The 17,224-nt window shown below is 65.3% G+C and carries 11 protein-coding genes, 1 other RNA gene and 1 riboswitch; of the genes, 11 read left to right on the top strand and 1 reads right to left on the bottom strand.

Going from position 1 to position 17,224, the window contains the following annotated elements; translation table 11 throughout:
* Positions 1-12: 12 nt before the first annotated feature.
* A complete protein-coding gene (locus N5C91_RS15390) occupies positions 13-780 on the bottom strand; it encodes an FCD domain-containing protein (RefSeq protein WP_236175226.1) in 768 nt (255 codons plus the stop codon).
* A 355-nt stretch (positions 781-1,135) separates the two neighbouring features.
* Here N5C91_RS15390 and N5C91_RS15385 point away from each other — a divergent pair, with 355 nt between their 5' ends.
* From N5C91_RS15385 to N5C91_RS15335, 11 genes are all read left to right on the top strand, one after another.
* Positions 1,136-2,812, top strand: a complete 1,677-nt coding sequence (locus N5C91_RS15385; protein WP_279830335.1) for a lactate permease LctP family transporter — start codon at positions 1,136-1,138, stop codon at positions 2,810-2,812.
* Between the two features lie 161 nt (positions 2,813-2,973).
* Positions 2,974-4,119, top strand: a complete 1,146-nt coding sequence (gene lldD / locus N5C91_RS15380) for an FMN-dependent L-lactate dehydrogenase LldD (RefSeq protein ID WP_236198906.1) — start codon at positions 2,974-2,976, stop codon at positions 4,117-4,119.
* Between the two features lie 174 nt (positions 4,120-4,293).
* Complete coding sequence (locus N5C91_RS15375; protein ID WP_279830334.1) at positions 4,294-7,101, top strand: FAD-binding and (Fe-S)-binding domain-containing protein; 2,808 nt, start codon at positions 4,294-4,296, stop codon at positions 7,099-7,101.
* 220 nt (positions 7,102-7,321) lie between these two features.
* Positions 7,322-7,999 carry a response regulator gene (locus N5C91_RS15370; RefSeq protein WP_236175230.1) on the top strand — a complete coding sequence of 226 codons (678 nt, stop codon included), beginning with the start codon at positions 7,322-7,324 and terminating at the stop codon, positions 7,997-7,999.
* 47 nt (positions 8,000-8,046) lie between these two features.
* Positions 8,047-9,399 carry an ATP-binding protein gene (locus N5C91_RS15365; protein WP_279830383.1) on the top strand — a complete coding sequence of 451 codons (1,353 nt, stop codon included), beginning with the start codon at positions 8,047-8,049 and terminating at the stop codon, positions 9,397-9,399.
* An 83-nt stretch (positions 9,400-9,482) separates the two neighbouring features.
* Positions 9,483-9,749 carry a hypothetical protein gene (locus N5C91_RS15360; protein WP_279830333.1) on the top strand — a complete coding sequence of 89 codons (267 nt, stop codon included), beginning with the start codon at positions 9,483-9,485 and terminating at the stop codon, positions 9,747-9,749.
* Between the two features lie 151 nt (positions 9,750-9,900).
* Complete coding sequence (locus N5C91_RS15355; protein WP_279830332.1) at positions 9,901-13,185, top strand: carboxyl transferase domain-containing protein; 3,285 nt, start codon at positions 9,901-9,903, stop codon at positions 13,183-13,185.
* 37 nt (positions 13,186-13,222) lie between these two features.
* Positions 13,223-13,395: riboswitch (yybP-ykoY riboswitch) on the top strand.
* A gap of 52 nt (positions 13,396-13,447) precedes the next feature.
* On the top strand, positions 13,448-14,461 hold the full coding sequence (locus tag N5C91_RS15350; RefSeq protein WP_236175233.1) for a sodium:calcium antiporter: 1,014 nt from the start codon (positions 13,448-13,450) through the stop codon (positions 14,459-14,461).
* A gap of 86 nt (positions 14,462-14,547) precedes the next feature.
* Entirely contained in the window at positions 14,548-15,225 is a 678-nt protein-coding gene (locus N5C91_RS15345; protein WP_236175234.1) for a type 1 glutamine amidotransferase domain-containing protein, read from the top strand.
* Between the two features lie 73 nt (positions 15,226-15,298).
* Positions 15,299-15,656: a transfer-messenger RNA gene (gene ssrA / locus N5C91_RS15340) on the top strand.
* 185 nt (positions 15,657-15,841) lie between these two features.
* Positions 15,842-17,098 carry an integrase domain-containing protein gene (locus tag N5C91_RS15335; protein WP_117341300.1) on the top strand — a complete coding sequence of 419 codons (1,257 nt, stop codon included), beginning with the start codon at positions 15,842-15,844 and terminating at the stop codon, positions 17,096-17,098.
* The last annotated feature ends 126 nt before the right edge of the window (positions 17,099-17,224 follow it).

The following is a 17,224-nucleotide window of genomic DNA, read 5'->3' as shown; positions in this document are numbered from 1 at the left end:
CTGCAACCGCTCTCAGGCGCCCTGGCGTCGCTGTGCCCGCTGCAGGCGCAATTCCTTCGCCTGCACCTCGGCCAGCACTTCCTGTACGTAGTCGATATGGCGCTGGGAAATTTCCCGCGCCGCTTCTGCGTGGCCGCCGATAATCGCCTCGTACAATTCGCGGTGCTGGCGCATGAGTTGCTCGCGGGTCTCGTCACGCTGCGCGTACATCCCGCCGATATTGGTCACCACGTTGCGTTTGAGCAGGTCGAACAGCCCGCGAATGGTGTGCAGCAGCACGGCGTTGTGGCTGGCTTCGGCGATGGCTAGGTGGAAGGCCGCATCCGCCGCACCCTCTTCCGCCCGACTGACCTTTCCGACGCGCAGGTAACAGTCCTGCAACGCGTCGAAGGCCTGTTTCAGGCGCTGGTGGTCCACCTCGGTTGCGCGCAGCGCCGCGTAGTAGGCACAGGAGCCCTCGAGGGTGTGACGAAACTCCAGCAGGTCGCGCTGCGCTTCGGGATTGCTCTCCAGCAGATGCAACAGCGGATCGCTGAACATCGAGCCCAGCCCTTCACTGACGTAGTTGCCGCCACCCTGGCGGCTGACCAGCAGGCCCTTGGCGCCGAGCTTCTGGATCGCCTCGCGCAGTGACGGCCGCGAGACACCGAACTGTTCAGCCAGCACGCGCTCGGCGGGCAGCCGTTCGCCCGCCTTGAGGGTGCCCTCGAGGATCATTGCTTCCAGCCGCTCGACGATGTCGTCCGACAGACGGCGCTGCTTGACCTGACCAAAACCCATGCTGCTGGACTCCCTCGTTCTCTCGCTGCGGGCCGCGCCCCAGGCCGCGATCTGCGCAGCGCGCGGCAGCCTAACCAGTGCCGTTGCCGGCAACAAGGGCGCCGCACCCTGGCGATCACGCTCGACAAAAGTCGCAGAGCAGCAAATTGACATGCCGCCAGCAGGGCTTTTACCCTGAGCGCTCAGCCTTGTAAATTGGTCATACCAATTTACCGGAAGTTGAATTGCACGACAACAAGTTCACGAAAACTAAAAAGCCGCGATCAGTCGACCACTGCCAGCGCCACAAGCGCCCCGGATTCGCCCGACCGGCAACAAGGCCCTCCACCCAAAAACAATTAGGGAGCCAATCCAGATGCAAACCTGGCAGCAGATCTATACCCCGCTTGGCAGCCTCGGCCTGTCCGCGCTGGTCGCCGTCATTCCGATCGTGTTCTTCTTCCTCGCCCTCGCCGTGTTCCGCCTCAAGGGCCACGTCGCCGGCAGCATCACCCTCGCCCTCTCGATCATCATCGCCATCGCCGCCTTCGGGATGCCCGCCGACATGGCCCTCGCTGCCGCCGGCTACGGCTTCGCCTACGGTCTGTGGCCGATCGCCTGGATCATCGTCGCGGCGGTGTTCCTCTACAAACTCACGGTCAAGAGCGGCCAGTTCGAGGTGATCCGCAGTTCGGTGCTGTCGATCACCGGCGACCAGCGCCTGCAGGTACTGCTGATCGGCTTCTCCTTCGGCGCCTTCCTCGAAGGTGCGGCGGGCTTTGGCGCGCCGGTGGCGATCACCGCCGCCCTGCTCGTCGGCCTGGGCTTCAACCCGCTGTACGCCGCCGGCCTGTGCCTGATCGCCAACACCGCCCCGGTGGCCTTCGGCGCCCTGGGCATCCCGATCATCGTCGCCGGCCAGGTCACGGGGATCGATGCCTTCAAGATCGGCGCCATGACCGGCCGCCAACTGCCGTTCCTGTCGATCCTCGTACCGTTCTGGCTGGTGTTCATGATGGACGGCCTCAAGGGCGTGAAGGAAACCTGGCCTGCCGCGCTGGTCGCCGGCGGCAGCTTCGCCATCACCCAGTACTTCACCTCCAACTTCATCGGCCCGGAACTGCCGGACATCACCTCCGCCCTGGTCAGCCTGATCTCCCTGACCCTGTTCCTGAAGGTGTGGCAGCCGGCGAGCGAGCGTGAAGTGGTTGCCACCACCGGCGGCGCTGCCGTCATGGGCGGCAACGGCCCGCGCGGCGCGGAACCGACGCCCTACAGCTTCGGCGAAATCCTCAAGGCCTGGTCGCCCTTCCTGGTACTGACCGTGCTGGTCACCATCTGGACCCTGAAGCCGTTCAAGGCGCTCTTCGCTCCGGGCGGCACGCTGTACAGCCTGGTGTTCAACTTCGCCATCCCGCACCTCGACCAGCTTGTAGTGAAGACCGCACCCATCGTCGCCAACCCGACGCCAATCGCCGCCGTGTTCAAGCTGGACCCGGTCTCGGCCACGGGCACCGCGATCTTCCTCTCTGCCGTGATCTCGATGGTGGTCCTGCGCATCAGCGCAAAAACTGGTCTGACCACCTTCAAGGAAACCCTGCTCGAGCTGAAATGGCCGATCCTTTCCATCGGCATGGTGCTGGCCTTCGCCTTCGTCACCAACTACTCGGGCATGTCCACCACGATGGCACTGGTCCTGGCCGGCACCGGCGCGGCGTTCCCGTTCTTCTCGCCGTTCCTCGGCTGGCTGGGCGTGTTCCTCACCGGTTCGGATACCTCCTCCAACGCGCTGTTCAGTTCGTTGCAGGCCACCACCGCACACCAGATCGGCGTCAACGACACCCTGCTGGTCGCCGCCAACACCAGCGGTGGCGTGACCGGCAAGATGATCTCGCCGCAGTCCATCGCCGTGGCCTGCGCCGCCACCGGCATGGTCGGCAAGGAATCCGACCTGTTCCGCTTCACCCTCAAGCACAGCCTGATGTTCGCCGCCATCGTGGGTCTGATCACCCTCGCGCAGGCCTACATCTTCACCGGCATGCTCGTGCATTAAGGGAGTCATCGCCGCGCCGTCGTTCGCATGGCGAACAGCGGCGCGGCCGGCCCAGGCGCCACGCGATAACTGCAACAAGCCCGGCAAAGCGTCTAGTTTGTTCTGGGTTCCTGCCGTCACCGTGACGCCTTTATCGACAGACCTTCACCGATGGGACGCCCATGATCATTTCTGCCTCTACCGACTACCGCGCCGCCGCCCAGCGCAAGCTGCCACCGTTCCTCTTCCACTACGCCGACGGCGGCGCCTACGCCGAGCGCACCCTGCGCAACAACGTCGACGACCTGGCCGGCATCGCCCTGCGCCAGCGCGTGCTGAAGAACATGTCCGAGCTGAGCCTGGAAACGAAGCTGTTCGACGAGACGCTGAGCATGCCCATCGCCCTCGCCCCGGTCGGCCTGACCGGCATGTACGCGCGGCGCGGCGAAGTGCAGGCGGCCCGCGCGGCGGCGGCCAAAGGCATCCCGTTCACGATGTCCACGGTGTCGGTCTGCCCCATCGAGGAAGTGGCGCCGGCTATCGACCGGCCGATGTGGTTCCAGCTCTATGTGCTCAAGGACCGCGGCTTCATGCGCAACGCGTTGGAGCGCGCCAAGGCTGCTGGCGTGAAAACGCTGGTGTTCACCGTCGACATGCCGGTGCCCGGCGCACGCTACCGCGATGCCCACGCCGGCATGAGCGGCCCCAATGCGCCGCTGCGCCGCGTCTGGCAAGCCATGACCCACCCGCAGTGGGCGCTGGATGTCGGCCTGCTGGGCAAGCCCCACGACCTGGGCAACATCTCCAAGTACCGCGGCAACCCCACCGGCCTGGCCGACTACATCGGCTGGCTGGGCGCCAACTTCGACCCGTCGATTTCCTGGAAGGACCTGGAGTGGATCCGCGAATTCTGGGACGGCCCGATGATCATCAAGGGCATCCTCGACCCGGAAGATGCCAGGGATGCAGTGAAATTCGGCGCCGACGGCATCGTCGTCTCCAACCACGGCGGTCGCCAGCTCGATGGCGTGCTCTCCAGTGCCCGCGCCTTGCCGGCGATTGCCGATGCGGTGAAGGGTGACCTGAAGATCCTCGCCGACTCCGGCATCCGCAACGGTCTGGACGTGGTGCGCATGATCGCCCTGGGCGCGGACACCGTGCTCATCGGCCGCGCCTTCCTCTATGCCTTGGCGACCCACGGCGAAGCCGGCGTGAAGAACCTGCTGGACCTGTTCGAGAAGGAAATGCGCGTGGCCATGGTGCTCACCGGCGCCAAGTCCATCAGCGAGATCACCCGCGACTCGCTGGTGCGCGAGTTGGGGCAGTAAACGCTCTGCTTTTGTAGGAGCGAGCTTGCTCGCGAACCTGCCAGCCCCGTGCCCACCCGGTTCGCGAGCAAGCTCGCTCCTACAAGTGAACGCACACCTTGGTGCGTTCGAATCCAAAAGAACACCGATGGGCCGTCCAGCGGCCCACACTCACCGATGATGACTGGAGCCGCCATGAGCCTCCCTGCCGCCTTCCTCGACACGGTAGAACACCTGATCCCCCGCGAGCGTCGCTTCGATGACCCGCTCTCGACCCTGGCCTTCGGTACCGACGCCAGCTTTTACCGGTTGATCCCCAAGCTGGTGATCCGCGTCGAGAATGAAGACGAAGTTGCCACCCTGCTCAAAGCCGCCCATGCCAATCAGGTAGCGGTGACCTTCCGCGCCGCTGGCACCAGCCTCTCCGGCCAGGCCGTGAGTGATTCGGTGCTGCTGGTACTGGGTGACAACTGGAACGGCCGCGATATTCGCGAGGGCGGCGCCCAGATTCGTCTGCAACCCGGCGTCATCGGCGCCCAGGCCAACGCCTGGCTGGCTCCGTTCGGCCGCAAGATCGGCCCGGACCCGGCCTCGATCAACGCCTGCAAGATCGGCGGTATCGTCGCCAACAACGCCAGCGGCATGTGCTGCGGCACCGCGCAGAACAGCTACCACACCCTGGCCGGCATGCGCCTGCTGCTGGCTGACGGCACGCTGCTGGACAGCGAGTTGCCCGACAACGTGGCCGCTTTCCGCGAAAGCCATGGGGCATTGCTCGACCAGCTCGCCGAACTGGGCCGGCAGACTCGCGCCAACACCGAGCTGGCCGCAAAAATCCGCCACAAGTACCGCCTGAAGAACACCACCGGGCTGTCGCTGAACGCACTGGTCGATTACGACGAGCCGCTGGATATCCTCACCCACCTGATGGTCGGCTCCGAGGGCACCCTGGGCTTCATCAGCGCAGTGACCTACGACACCGTGCCGGACCACCCGCACAAGGCCAGCGCGCTGATCGTCTTCCCCGATGTGGAGACCTGCTGCAAGGCCGTGACCGTGCTCAAGCAGCAACCGGTCTCCGCCGTGGAACTGCTGGACCGCCGCAGCCTGCGCTCGGTGGAGAACATGCAGGGCATGCCGGCGTGGGTGAAGAGCCTCTCCGAAGGCGCCTGCGCGCTGCTCATCGAGTCCCGCGCGGCGACCCAATCGCTGCTGCACGAACAGCTCACGCAGATCAGCGCCTCCATCGCCGATTACCCGGTGGAGAAGCAGGTCGACTTCAGCGAAGACCCGGCGGTCTACAACCAGCTCTGGCGCATCCGCAAGGACACCTTCCCGGCCGTCGGCGCGGTGCGCGAGACCGGCACCACGGTGATCATCGAGGACGTCACCTTCCCCGTCGAACAGTTGGCCGAAGGCGTGAACCGCCTGATCGCCCTATTCGACAAGCACGGCTACGACGAAGCCATCCTCTTCGGCCACGCGCTGGAGGGGAACCTGCACTTCGTCTTCACCCAGGGCTTCGAGTCCCCCGAACAGATCGCCCGCTATTCGGCCTTCATGGACGACGTCGCGCACCTGGTCGCCGTGGAGTACGGCGGCTCGCTCAAGGCTGAACACGGCACCGGGCGCAACATGGCGCCCTTCGTCGAGCTGGAATGGGGCCATGACGCCTACCAGCTGATGTGGCAGTTGAAGCGTCTGCTCGACCCCACCGGCATCCTCAACCCTGGCGTGGTGCTGACCGACGACCCGCAATTGCACCTGAAGAACCTCAAGCCGCTGCCGGCCGCCAACGAGATCGTCGACAAGTGCATCGAATGCGGCTTCTGCGAACCGGTCTGCCCGTCCAAGGGGCTGACCCTGAGCCCGCGCCAGCGCATCGTCCTGTGGCGTGACATCCAGGCCAAGCGCCGCGCCGGCGTCGACACCAGCGAACTGGAACGCGACTACCAGTACCAGGGTATCGACACCTGCGCCGCTACCGGCCTCTGCGCCCAGCGCTGCCCGGTGAATATCAACACCGGCGAGCTGATCAGAAAGCTGCGCGGCGAAGCAGCGCAGCACGCCGGCACCGCCACCTGGCTGGCGCGCAACTTCTCAACCGCACTGAAGGGCGCGAAATTCATGCTCCACGCCGCCAACGGTGCGCGCATGGTTCTGGGCGCACCACGCCTGGCCAGCCTGAGCGCCTCCATCAGCCGCGCCAGCAAGGGCCGCGTGCCGCAGTGGACACCAGCGATGCCGCAACCAGTACGCCTCGCCGCAGCGCCGCGCACGCTCGATGACAACCGCCCGCGCGTGGTCTACCTGACCGCCTGCGTGTCCCGCGCCATGGGCCCGGCGGCGGCGGACGAAGAGCAGATGCCGCTGATCGACAAGACCCGCCAGTTGCTGGAAAAGGCCGGCTACCAGGTGGTCTTCCCGGACAACGCCGACAACCTCTGCTGCGGTCAGCCGTTCGCTTCCAAGGGCTACAAGCAGCAGGCTGACGCCAAGCGCGACGAACTGCTCGCTGAACTGCTGCGCGCCAGCCGTGGCGGCCTCGATCCGATCTACTGCGACACCAGCCCCTGCACCCTGCGCCTGGTGCAGGACCTGGCCGATGACCGACTGAAGATCTACGACCCGGTGAGGTTCATCCGCACCCACCTGGTCGAGCGCCTGGACTTCCAGCCGCAGGACAAACCGGTGGCAGTCCACGTCACCTGCAGCACCCAGCACCTGGGCGAAAGCCAGGCGCTGATCGACCTGGTCAAGCGCTGCACCCGCGAAGTAGTGATCCCCGAGGGCATCCACTGCTGCGGCTTCGCCGGCGACAAGGGATTCACCACGCCGGAGCTCAACGCGCACTCGCTGCGCACGCTCAAGGACGCGGTGCAGTACTGCGAGGAAGGCGTCTCCACCAGCCGCACCTGCGAGATCGGCCTGTCCGCCCATGGCGGCATCGACTATCGCGGCGTGGTTTACCTGGTCGACCGCGTGACCCGCGCAAGAGCGTAGGTTCCATCCACACCAGGAACCACGTGCTTTTCGCAGGAGCGAGCTTGCTCGCGAACCGCCTGACGCCGACACGGCCGACGGATTTTCGCGAGCAAGCTCGCTCCTGCTGGTTCGCCCCTTAACTTCACGTTAAGCGAGCGCTGCCACCCTCTGCCGCAAAGCCGCCGCGCCGGCTATCCTGCTCGGGATGGCGGCGGAGCTGCACGATAAGGGGGCAACGATGAGAATCCTGTTGGCGGAAGACGACCAGTTGCTGGGTGACGGCATCCGTTCGGGGCTGGGTCTGGAAGGCGACACCGTGGACTGGGTGAACGACGGCGTGGCCGCCGAGCAGGCCCTGGCGACGGACGAGTTCGACCTGCTGGTGCTCGACCTCGGCCTACCGCGCAAGGACGGCCTGGAAGTACTTCGCGGCCTGCGCCGCCGCGGCAACCTGACCCCGGTGCTGATCCTCACCGCCCGCGACAAGGTGGCCGATCGCGTGGCCGGCCTGGACGCCGGCGCCGATGATTACCTGACCAAACCCTTCGACCTCGACGAACTGCTCGCCCGCGTCCGCGCTCTGACCCGTCGCCATACCGGCCGCGCCGCGCCGCTGCTGCAGCATGGCGAGCTGGCGCTGGACCCGGCCACCCACCAGGTCAGCCTGGCCGGAGCACCGGTGGACCTGGCACCGCGCGAATACGCGCTGCTGCGGCTGCTGCTGGAGCAGCGCGGCAAGGTGCTGTCCCGTGCCCGCCTGGTGGAAGCACTCTATGGCTGGGATGGCGACCTGGAAAGCAACGCCATCGAAGTCCACATCCATCACCTGCGGCGCAAGCTGGGCAACAGCCTGATCCGCACTGTGCGCGGCATCGGCTACGGTATCGACCGCCCCGAAGGCGCTACACAATCTTGAGTGGCAGCGTGCGCCGCGCCGGCTCCATCAGCCGTCGTCTGCTGCTGATGCTGATCGGCGGCGTGTCACTGCTCTGGCTGGTGGCCGGTCTGTTTACCTACCACCTGACGCGCGAGCAGGTGAACCGCCTCTACGACCAGGACATGATCGACTTCGGCCAGGCCGCCCTGAGCCTGGTGGACATCGCCGACGCCATCGACCCACAATCCAGCGATGCCATGGAAGTCCTCGCCCGCAGCCGCAAGGCCATCGAAGGGCTGCCGCTGATACGCCGCGAAGCCACGCTCGGTTACGCCATCTGGTACCGCGGCCAGCCCCTGCTGGCCATCCACAAACCGCCCAAGGGTATCGAGGCCCAGCCTCCAGGGTTTTCCGACCTGCCCAGTGGTGGAGTCAACTGGCGCGTACTGCAGATGACCACGTCGGGCGCCGATGAAGTGCGCATCTGGGTCTTCGAAGACCTCCACTACCGCCACAAGACCCTGCATCTGCTGTTGTTCAGCGCCCTCTTCCCACTGTTGCTGGCGTTGCCGCTGTTTGCCGTCCTGGTGTGGTTCGGCGTGCGCCAGGGCCTGGCGCCCCTGCGCGGGCTGATCGAGCAGGTGCACCAGCGCAGCGCCCGCAGTCTGCATCCGCTAGCGCTGAGCCGGGCGCCGGTGGAAGTCCACAGCCTGGTCAATGAACTCAACCTGCTGCTGGAGCGCCTGAACCTGGCAATGGAGGCCGAACGCCGCCTGACCAGCGATGCCGCCCACGAAATCCGTACACCGCTGGCCAGCTTGCGCACCCACGCCCAGGTGGCGCTGCGCTCCTCCGACCCGGCCGCCCACGCCCACGGCCTGCAGCAGGTCAGCCGCAGCGTCGAGCGGATCAGCGCACTGATGGAGCAGATACTCCTGCTGGCACGGCTCGACGCCGAAGAGTTGCACGAGATATTCGCTCCGGTGGACCTGCGCCTGCTGGCCGAAGACACCATCGCCGACCTTGCACCGCAGGCCATCGACAAGCGGATCGAACTGACCCTGGACAGCCAGGATGCCACCCTGAAAGGCGTCGCCGCCTGGCTCGGGCTGATGCTCACCAACCTGGTCGGCAACGCCTTGCGCTACACCCCCGAGGGCGGCCGCGTGGCCGTCAGCCTGGAGAACAATGGCGACCGGCTGACCCTCTGGGTGCGCGACGACGGCCCCGGGGTGGCGCCGGCCGAACAAGCGGCGATCTTCACCCGTTTCTATCGCAGCCCCAGCGTCGCCAGCAGCAACGGCAGCGGGCTGGGGCTACCCATCGTCAAGCGCATCGTGGAAATCCACCGCGGCCGCATCTCCCTGCACGAAGGGCTGGACGGTGCCGGCCTGGGCGTTTGCGTCGAACTCCCGAGCACCGCCGGGCCGATTCCCTGAACCCCGCGCAAATCAACGCAGTCCACCCTGTACGGCCCGCCATTACGGTCCGCAACAACGATCAAGTTGACAGGAGTACTGCCATGAAACGTGCCGCCCTGTTCATCACCGCCGCGCTGTTGGCCTCGCCGGCGTTTGCCGCCGACCTGTGCAGCGACAACCTGCAGAAAGTCGACGATGCAGTAAAGACCGTCACCAACAACACCCAGGCCCAGGAACAGGCCATGCGCCTGCAGGAAAAGGCCGCCCAGGCCCAGGCCGCAGGTAACACCAAGGCCTGCATCGCGCAGACCGAAAAAGCCCTGCAGCTGCTGAAGAAAAACGCCGGCGACGGCGGAGCCAACGGGTGATGCCCGATGCGGCGGCCGGCTACCTGCCCGGTCGCCGCCCATAAGAACGGCGAAGCCTCTGGCATTCGCAAGGTCGCAGTTCATTCCCCCGCCCCACCCGCTCCCTAAGATGTAGCGATTGCCGACCAGAACAATCACAACCGGAATCGCCATGCCTGTGTCCCGCCTGCTCATCGCCAACCGTGGCGAGATCACCATCCGCATTGCCCGCGCCGCCGCCGAGTTGGGTATCCAGACGCTGGCCATCTACGCCGAGGACGATGCCACCTCGCTGCACACGCGCCAGACCGACCAGGCTGCGGCACTGCAAGGGCGGGGCGCCAGCGCCTACCTCGATCAGCAACAGCTCATCGCTATCGCCCTGGCCCAAGGCTGCGACGCGGTGCATCCGGGTTACGGCTTCCTCTCCGAGAACGCAGAGTTCGCCCGCCGCTGCGACGCTGCCGGGCTGACCTTCGTCGGGCCGGCCGCAGAGATTCTCGACGTCTTCGGCGACAAGGCCCGCGCGCGCGAACTCGCCCGCGACCATGGCGTGGCGCTGGCCGCCGGCAGCAGCCGCGCCACTTCGCTGGAAGACGCCGTACGCTTCTTCGGCGAACTGCCCGCCGGTTCCGGCATGATGATCAAGGCCCTCGCCGGCGGCGGCGGTCGCGGCATGCGCGCGGTGCGCAGCACCGATGAAATTGCCGAGGCCTATGCCCGCTGCCAGGCCGAAGCCCGTGCGGCCTTCGGCGATGATCGGCTCTACGTCGAACGCCTGATCCAGCGCGCCCGCCACATCGAGGTACAGGTGATCGGCGACGGCCGTGCCGTCAGTCACTTGTGGGAACGCGACTGCACCCTGCAGCGGCGCAACCAAAAACTGCTGGAAATCGCCCCCAGCCCCAACCTGCATCCACGCCTGCGCGGCGCCATTCTCGCCGCCGCCGTACGCCTGGCCGAAGCGGTGAACTATCGCGGCCTGGGCACCTTCGAGTTCCTGCTGGACGAGGACAGCGGCGACTTCGTGTTCATGGAAGCCAATCCGCGCGTGCAGGTGGAACACACCATCACCGAAGCCGTGACCGGCATCGACCTGGTGCAGGCGCAACTGCGCATCGCCGCCGGCGCCAGCCTCGCCGAGCTGAACCTGACCCAGGCCGAGATTCCCGCGCCGCGCGGCCACGCGCTGCAACTGCGGATCAACCTGGAGAGCCTCGCCAGCGACGGCACGCCCCACCTGGCTTGCGGCACCCTCAGTGCCTACGAACCACCCAGCGGCCCCGGTCTGCGCGTGGACGGCTACGGCTACGCGGGCTACCGCAACAGCGCAGGCTACGATTCGCTGCTGGCCAAGCTGATCGTCCACGGCAACGGTGGTTATCCACAGCTGGTACAGCGCGCCTATCGCGCCCTCTGCGAATTCCGCCTTGAAGGCGTGGCGAGCAACATCCCGCTGCTGCTCAATCTGCTGCGCCAGCCGGCGGTGGCGGACAACCAGGTGACGACCCGCTTTATCGAAGAACACCTGCCGGCCCTGCTTGGCGCACAGGATCACGCCCACCCGCACCGCTTCTTCAGCCATGCCGGCGCGGCAGCGCAAGCCCTGCGTGCGAGCGCAACACCGGCTGGCTGCACCCCGCTGGCCACACCCGGCGCCGGCGTGCTGGTCAGCCTGAACGTTGCCGCCGGCGATGCGGTAGCCCAGGGCCAGACCATCGCCGTGATCGAAGCGATGAAGATGGAGTTCGAGGTGAAAGCCAGCGCCAGCGGCATCGTCCACAGCCTTGCGGCCGCGCCGGGAACCAGCCTGGGCGAGGGCGAAGCACTGCTGTTCATCGAACCGGCAGACATCCAGGCGCAGGACAACCAGAGCGAGGCCGCCATTGATCTGGACGCGATCCGCGCCGACCTCGCCGAAGTCCTCGAGCGCCATGCCATCGGCCTCGACGAGCGCCGCCCGGAGGCAGTTGCCAAGCGCCACAGGCTCGGCAAGCGCACCACCCGCGAGAATCTCGCCGACCTGCTCGATGACGGCAGCTTCATCGAATACGGCGCCCTGGCCATCGCCGCGCAGCGCCGGCGCCGCAGCGTCGAGGAACTGATCGCCAGCAGCCCGGCGGATGGACTGGTCAGCGGCCTGGGCAGCATCAACGCCGCGCAGTTCGGCGACGAGAAGGCGCGCTGCCTGGTGCTGGCCTACGACTACAGCGTGTTCGCCGGCACCCAGGGCGTGATGAACCACAAGAAGACCGACCGCATGTTGCATCTGGCCGAGCAATGGCGCATTCCGCTGGTGCTCTACGCCGAAGGCGGCGGCGGCCGACCCGGCGACACCGATTTCGTTGGCGTGGCCGGACTGGACAACATGAGCTTCGTCGGCCTGGCGCGGCTGTCCGGGCTGGTGCCGCTGGTGGGCGTGGTGTCCGGCCGCTGCTTCGCCGGCAACGCGGCGCTGCTGGGCTGCTGCGACGTGATCATCGCCACCCGCGACACCAGCCTGGGCATGGCCGGCCCGGCGATGATCGAAGGCGGCGGCCTGGGCAGGTTCACCCCCGAAGAGGTCGGCCCCAGTGACGTGCAGAGCGCCAATGGAGTCATCGATGTGCTGGTGGAGGATGAAACCGAAGCCACCCGTATCGCCCGCCAGTACCTCGCCTACTTCCAGGGCGACACCGCCGACTGGCAGTGCGCCGACCAGCGCCTGCTGCGCCATGCAGTGCCGGAGAACCGTCTGCGCGTCTACGACATCCGCCAGGTCATCGAACAACTGGCGGACAGTGGCTCGGTGCTGGAACTGCGCCGTGGTTTCGCCGCCGGCATGATCACCGCGCTGGTGCGCATCGAGGGCAAGCCTTTCGGCCTGATCGCCAACAACCCCATGCATCTGGGCGGCGCCATCGATGCCGAAGCCGGTGACAAGGCCGCGCGCTTCATGCAGCTGTGCGACGCCTTCGACCTGCCGATCATCTCCCTGTGCGACACCCCCGGCTTCATGGTCGGCCCGGAGGCGGAGAAGACCGGCACCGTACGCCACGTCTCGCGCATGTTCGTCACCGCCGCCAGCCTCAGCGTGCCCTTCTTCACCGTGGTGCTGCGCAAGGGCTACGGCCTGGGTGCGCAGGCAATGGCGGCGGGCAGCTTCCACGCCGCAGTGTTCACCGTCGCCTGGCCCAGCGGCGAGTTCGGCGCCATGGGCCTGGAAGGTGCGATCCGTCTCGGCTACGCCAAGGAGCTGGCCGCCGTGGAAGACGCGCAGGAACGCCAGGCGCTGTTCGACAAACTGGTCGCCGCTGCCTATCGCAACGGCAAGGGACTGAACATGGCGAGCTATCTGGAGATCGACGACGTCATCGACCCGGCCGACACCCGTCGCTGGTTGCTGCGTGGCCTGGCATCGACGCCGAAGCCCGCACCGCGCCAGGGGAAAAAGCGTCCACTGATCGATACCTGGTAGTTCATGGCTTGAGCTGCTCGCCCGATCCGCTAGAATGCGCGGCGTCATTGGGGAGTAGCCGACCGTTTTCGTGAACGGGGGCGACGTCAACACACTTGGCCCGCAGGCCATGGCGTCGTCAGCAGCTTTGCCTGGCAAGACCTTTGACCACGTGATCTCCGCAACGGCCGGGGAGATGCGTGGTCATGGGTACTACACCGGCCGGGAGCTTCACCGTGATGCACCACCCCACTCTTCGCTCCACCTGTCTGGAGCTGCACGCATGCTGACCTTCATCCTCGAACTGCTCGGCATGCTGCTGGTGATCCTGATCGCCGCCGAACTCTTCACCAACGCCCTCGAACACTTCGGCGAACGTCTGGGCATCTCCGAAGGCGTCACCGGCTCGCTGTTCGCCGCCGTCGGCACCGCCCTGCCGGAAACCCTGATTCCGCTGCTCGCCCTGTTCGCCGGTACCAGCAACGTCAGCCTCAACGAGGAAGTCGGCGTCGGCGCCATCCTCGGCGCGCCGCTGATGCTCTCCACCCTCTCTACCTGCCTGATGGCCCTCGCCGCCTGGCGCGCTCGCGGCCTGCTCGGCCGCATCCGCCCCGAGCGTACGGGCATGCAGCGCGACCTGAACTTCTTCCTGGTCGCATTCAGCTTCGCCACCATCGCCATGTTCGTGCCCGCCGAGATGCGCTCCGTACGCATCGGTCTCAGTGTGCTGCTGGTACTCACCTACGTCGGCTACATCACCCTGACCCTGCGTGCATCGCGGAGCCTGGTGGACGACGGCCACGGCACCGAGGCTGACCACCACATGTACCTTTCGCGCATCGGCCTGCCGACCAACCTCGCCACCATCCTGCTGCAACTCCTGCTGGGCCTGGCACTGCTGGTACTGGGCGCCAAGGGTTTCATCCACGGCGTGGAGGGCCTGTCGCACATCCTGGGGATTTCCGCGCTGCTGCTGTCGCTGCTGATCATCCCCATCGCCACCGAACTGCCGGAGAAGATCAACAGCATCCTCTGGGTACGCCGCGGCAAGGACACCCTGGCCTTCGGCAACATCAGCGGCGCCATGGTCTTCCAGGGCACCCTGCTGCCCGCCATCGGCATCCTCCTCACCCCCTGGCAGCCGCGCATCGAAGTACTCACCGGCGTGCTGATCACCCTCGGCGCCGCGTTCTGGTTGCGGATCAACGCCCAGCGCGGCGGCGGCCTGCCGATCTGGGTGCTGATGCTCAACGGTGTGCTGTACGCCGCCTATCTGGGCATCACTTTGTCGCGCTGACGCACTCGGCTGATTGCCTACACTGACAGTCCGGGCTGCCGTTTCGGCGGCAGCCGCACGACTAGCGATACGCCGAAGGAGTGAGCATGAAAATCCTGGTAGTCCTGACCTCCCACGACCAGCTCGGCAGCACCGGCAAGAAGACCGGCTTCTGGCTCGAGGAGTTCGCCGCACCCTACTACGTGTTCAAGGATGCTGGCGCCAGCCTGACCCTGGCCTCACCCAAGGGTGGCCAGCCGCCGCTGGACCCCAAGAGCGACGAGGAAGACGCCCAGACCCCGGCCACCCTGCGCTTCCGCCAGGACAGCGCAGCCCAGGCCGAGCTGGCCAATACCGTGAAGCTCAGCGAAGTGAAGGCCGACGACTACGATGCCGTGTTCTACCCCGGCGGCCACGGGCCCCTCTGGGACCTGGCCGAGGACCGCACATCCGTGGCGCTGATCGAAGCCTTCCACTCCAGCGGCAAGACAGTCTCCGCCGTCTGCCATGCCCCCGCCGTGTTCCGCCATCCCCGCGGGCTCGACGGCCGCCCGCTGGTACAGGGCCGGCACGTCACCGGCTTCTCCAACAGCGAAGAGGACGCCGTGGGCCTCACTGACGTAGTGCCCTTCCTCGTCCAGGACATGCTCAAGGCCAACGGCGCCCGCTACAGCAAGGGCCCGGACTGGCAGAGCCACGTCGAGGTCGACCGCGGCCTGATCACCGGACAGAACCCGGCCTCCTCCGAGGCGGTGGCCGCCGCCGTGCTGAAATTCCTGAGCTGACAAGCCTTTACACCGCCCCGGTGGCTATCGGGGCGGCTTTCCCGTAGAATGAATCCCGACCTTGAAAGGTTTTGGGGCCGATTAGGATTCGACGCCGGTAACAAAACTCGAGGGGCATGCCGAGTAGGTGACAGTTCTCGTAAATCAGCTGCCACAACTTTATAGTTGCCAACGACGACAACTACGCCCTAGCAGCCTAAGTGCCGCTAGCAGACCCTAGGGGATGCCTGTAAACCCGAAGATTAGGTCTGTCATATAGAACAGGATCGCCGCCAAGTTCGCTGTAGACGTAACGGCTAAAACTCATACAGCTCGCTCCAAGCGCCCTGCCACTCGGGCCGCAAGGAGTTAACCTAATAGAGATGGCTAAGCATGTAGAACCGACAGCGGAGAACTGGCGGACGGGGGTTCAAATCCCCCCGGCTCCACCAAATAATCATCTAAAGACGTCCTCGGACGTCTTTTTTTGTGCCTAAAACCCAGTAAATACGGGGCCTCCAGCGTCATCACGATCCGATAGCGTCCAGCAGGATCCATGAGATTCGGTATTCCAAGTGGTATTCCAAGCCATCCGCTGGTAATTTTTGGAATACCGAAACCGTTCTTGGAATACCCCATGTGCGCCCAAGCCACCCGCCTCTCGGACCTCAAGGTCAAAGCCGCCAAGCCTCAAGAGAAGGACTATGTCCTGAGCGATGGTGACGGCCTGCAGATGCGAGTGAGAAGCAATGGCTCCAAGCTCTGGAACTTCAACTACCGGCACCCGGTGACGAAGAACCGGATCAACATGGGCCTCGGGACCTTCCCCGAAGTTTCATTGGCGCAAGCCCGCAAGCGCACTGTTGAGGCACGTGAGCTCCTCGCCCACGGTATCGATCCCAAAGAGAAACGGGACGCCGTGCAGCAAGCCAAGAAAGCAGCGACTGAACACACCTTCCAGAATGTGGCGACGTCTTGGTATGAGCTGAAAAAGGATGCGGTTACACAAGCCTACGCCGAGGACATCTGGCGCTCCCTCACGCTGCACGTCTTCCCCGACTTGGGCACCACTCCGATCTCCGCCATCAACGCTCCCAAGGTCATCAACCTGCTCCGGCCACTTGAAACCAAGGGCAGCCTGGAAACCGTTAAACGGCTGACACAGCGACTCAACGAGATCATGACCTACGGGGTCAACTCGGGGCTGATTCATGCGAACCCGCTCAGCGGGATTCGCTCCGTTTTCAAGAAGCCAAAGAAAAAGAACATGGCGGCGCTCCCCCCCGATGAGCTGAAAGAGCTCATGGTGGCGATCGCCAATGCCAGCATCAAAAGAACAACTCGTTGCCTGATCGAATGGCAGCTTCACACCATGACTCGGCCAGCCGAGGCAGCAACTGCTCGCTGGGCGGACATCGACATCGAGAAGAAGATCTGGACGATTCCCGCTGAACGCATGAAGAAACGCCGTACTCATATCGTCCCGCTCACGGAACAGGCTCTCGCGCTCCTGGAGGCGATCAAACCCTACAGTGGACACCGGGAATATGTGTTCCCTGCAGACCGGAACCCACGCACCCACTGCAATAGTCAGACCGCCAACATGGCGCTAAAACGCATGGGCTTCGAAGGGCGCCTGGTCAGCCACGGCATGCGCTCGATGGCAAGCACCATCCTCAACGAGCATGGCTGGGATCCAGAATTGATTGAGGTGGCGCTTGCCCACGTAGATAAAGACGAAGTCCGTAGCGCCTACAACCGGGCGGACTACATCGAGCGCAGACGGCCGATGATGAGTTGGTGGAGCGAGCACATTCAGGAGGCAGCTACTGGCAACCTGTCGGTGTCAGCTATCAAAGAGAATCGGGATAGAAAAGTCGTTTCGATACGCTGATCAACGGGCTACTACCAACCAAGAGCAGTCATCGAACCCCAGGCCCTACTAGCTAGGCAGCGGTACTAAAACTGAGGGTAGATCAACCGTGATCTACTCCTAGCCCCTGGCCGGCATCAATGCCCA

The sequence above is a fragment of the Pseudomonas sp. GD03903 genome, assembly GCF_029840045.1.
In the GTDB taxonomy this organism is placed as follows: domain Bacteria; phylum Pseudomonadota; class Gammaproteobacteria; order Pseudomonadales; family Pseudomonadaceae; genus Pseudomonas; species Pseudomonas pseudonitroreducens.
Note: the sequence above shows the minus strand (reverse complement) of the source record. Positions and strands in the feature narration are given on the sequence as shown.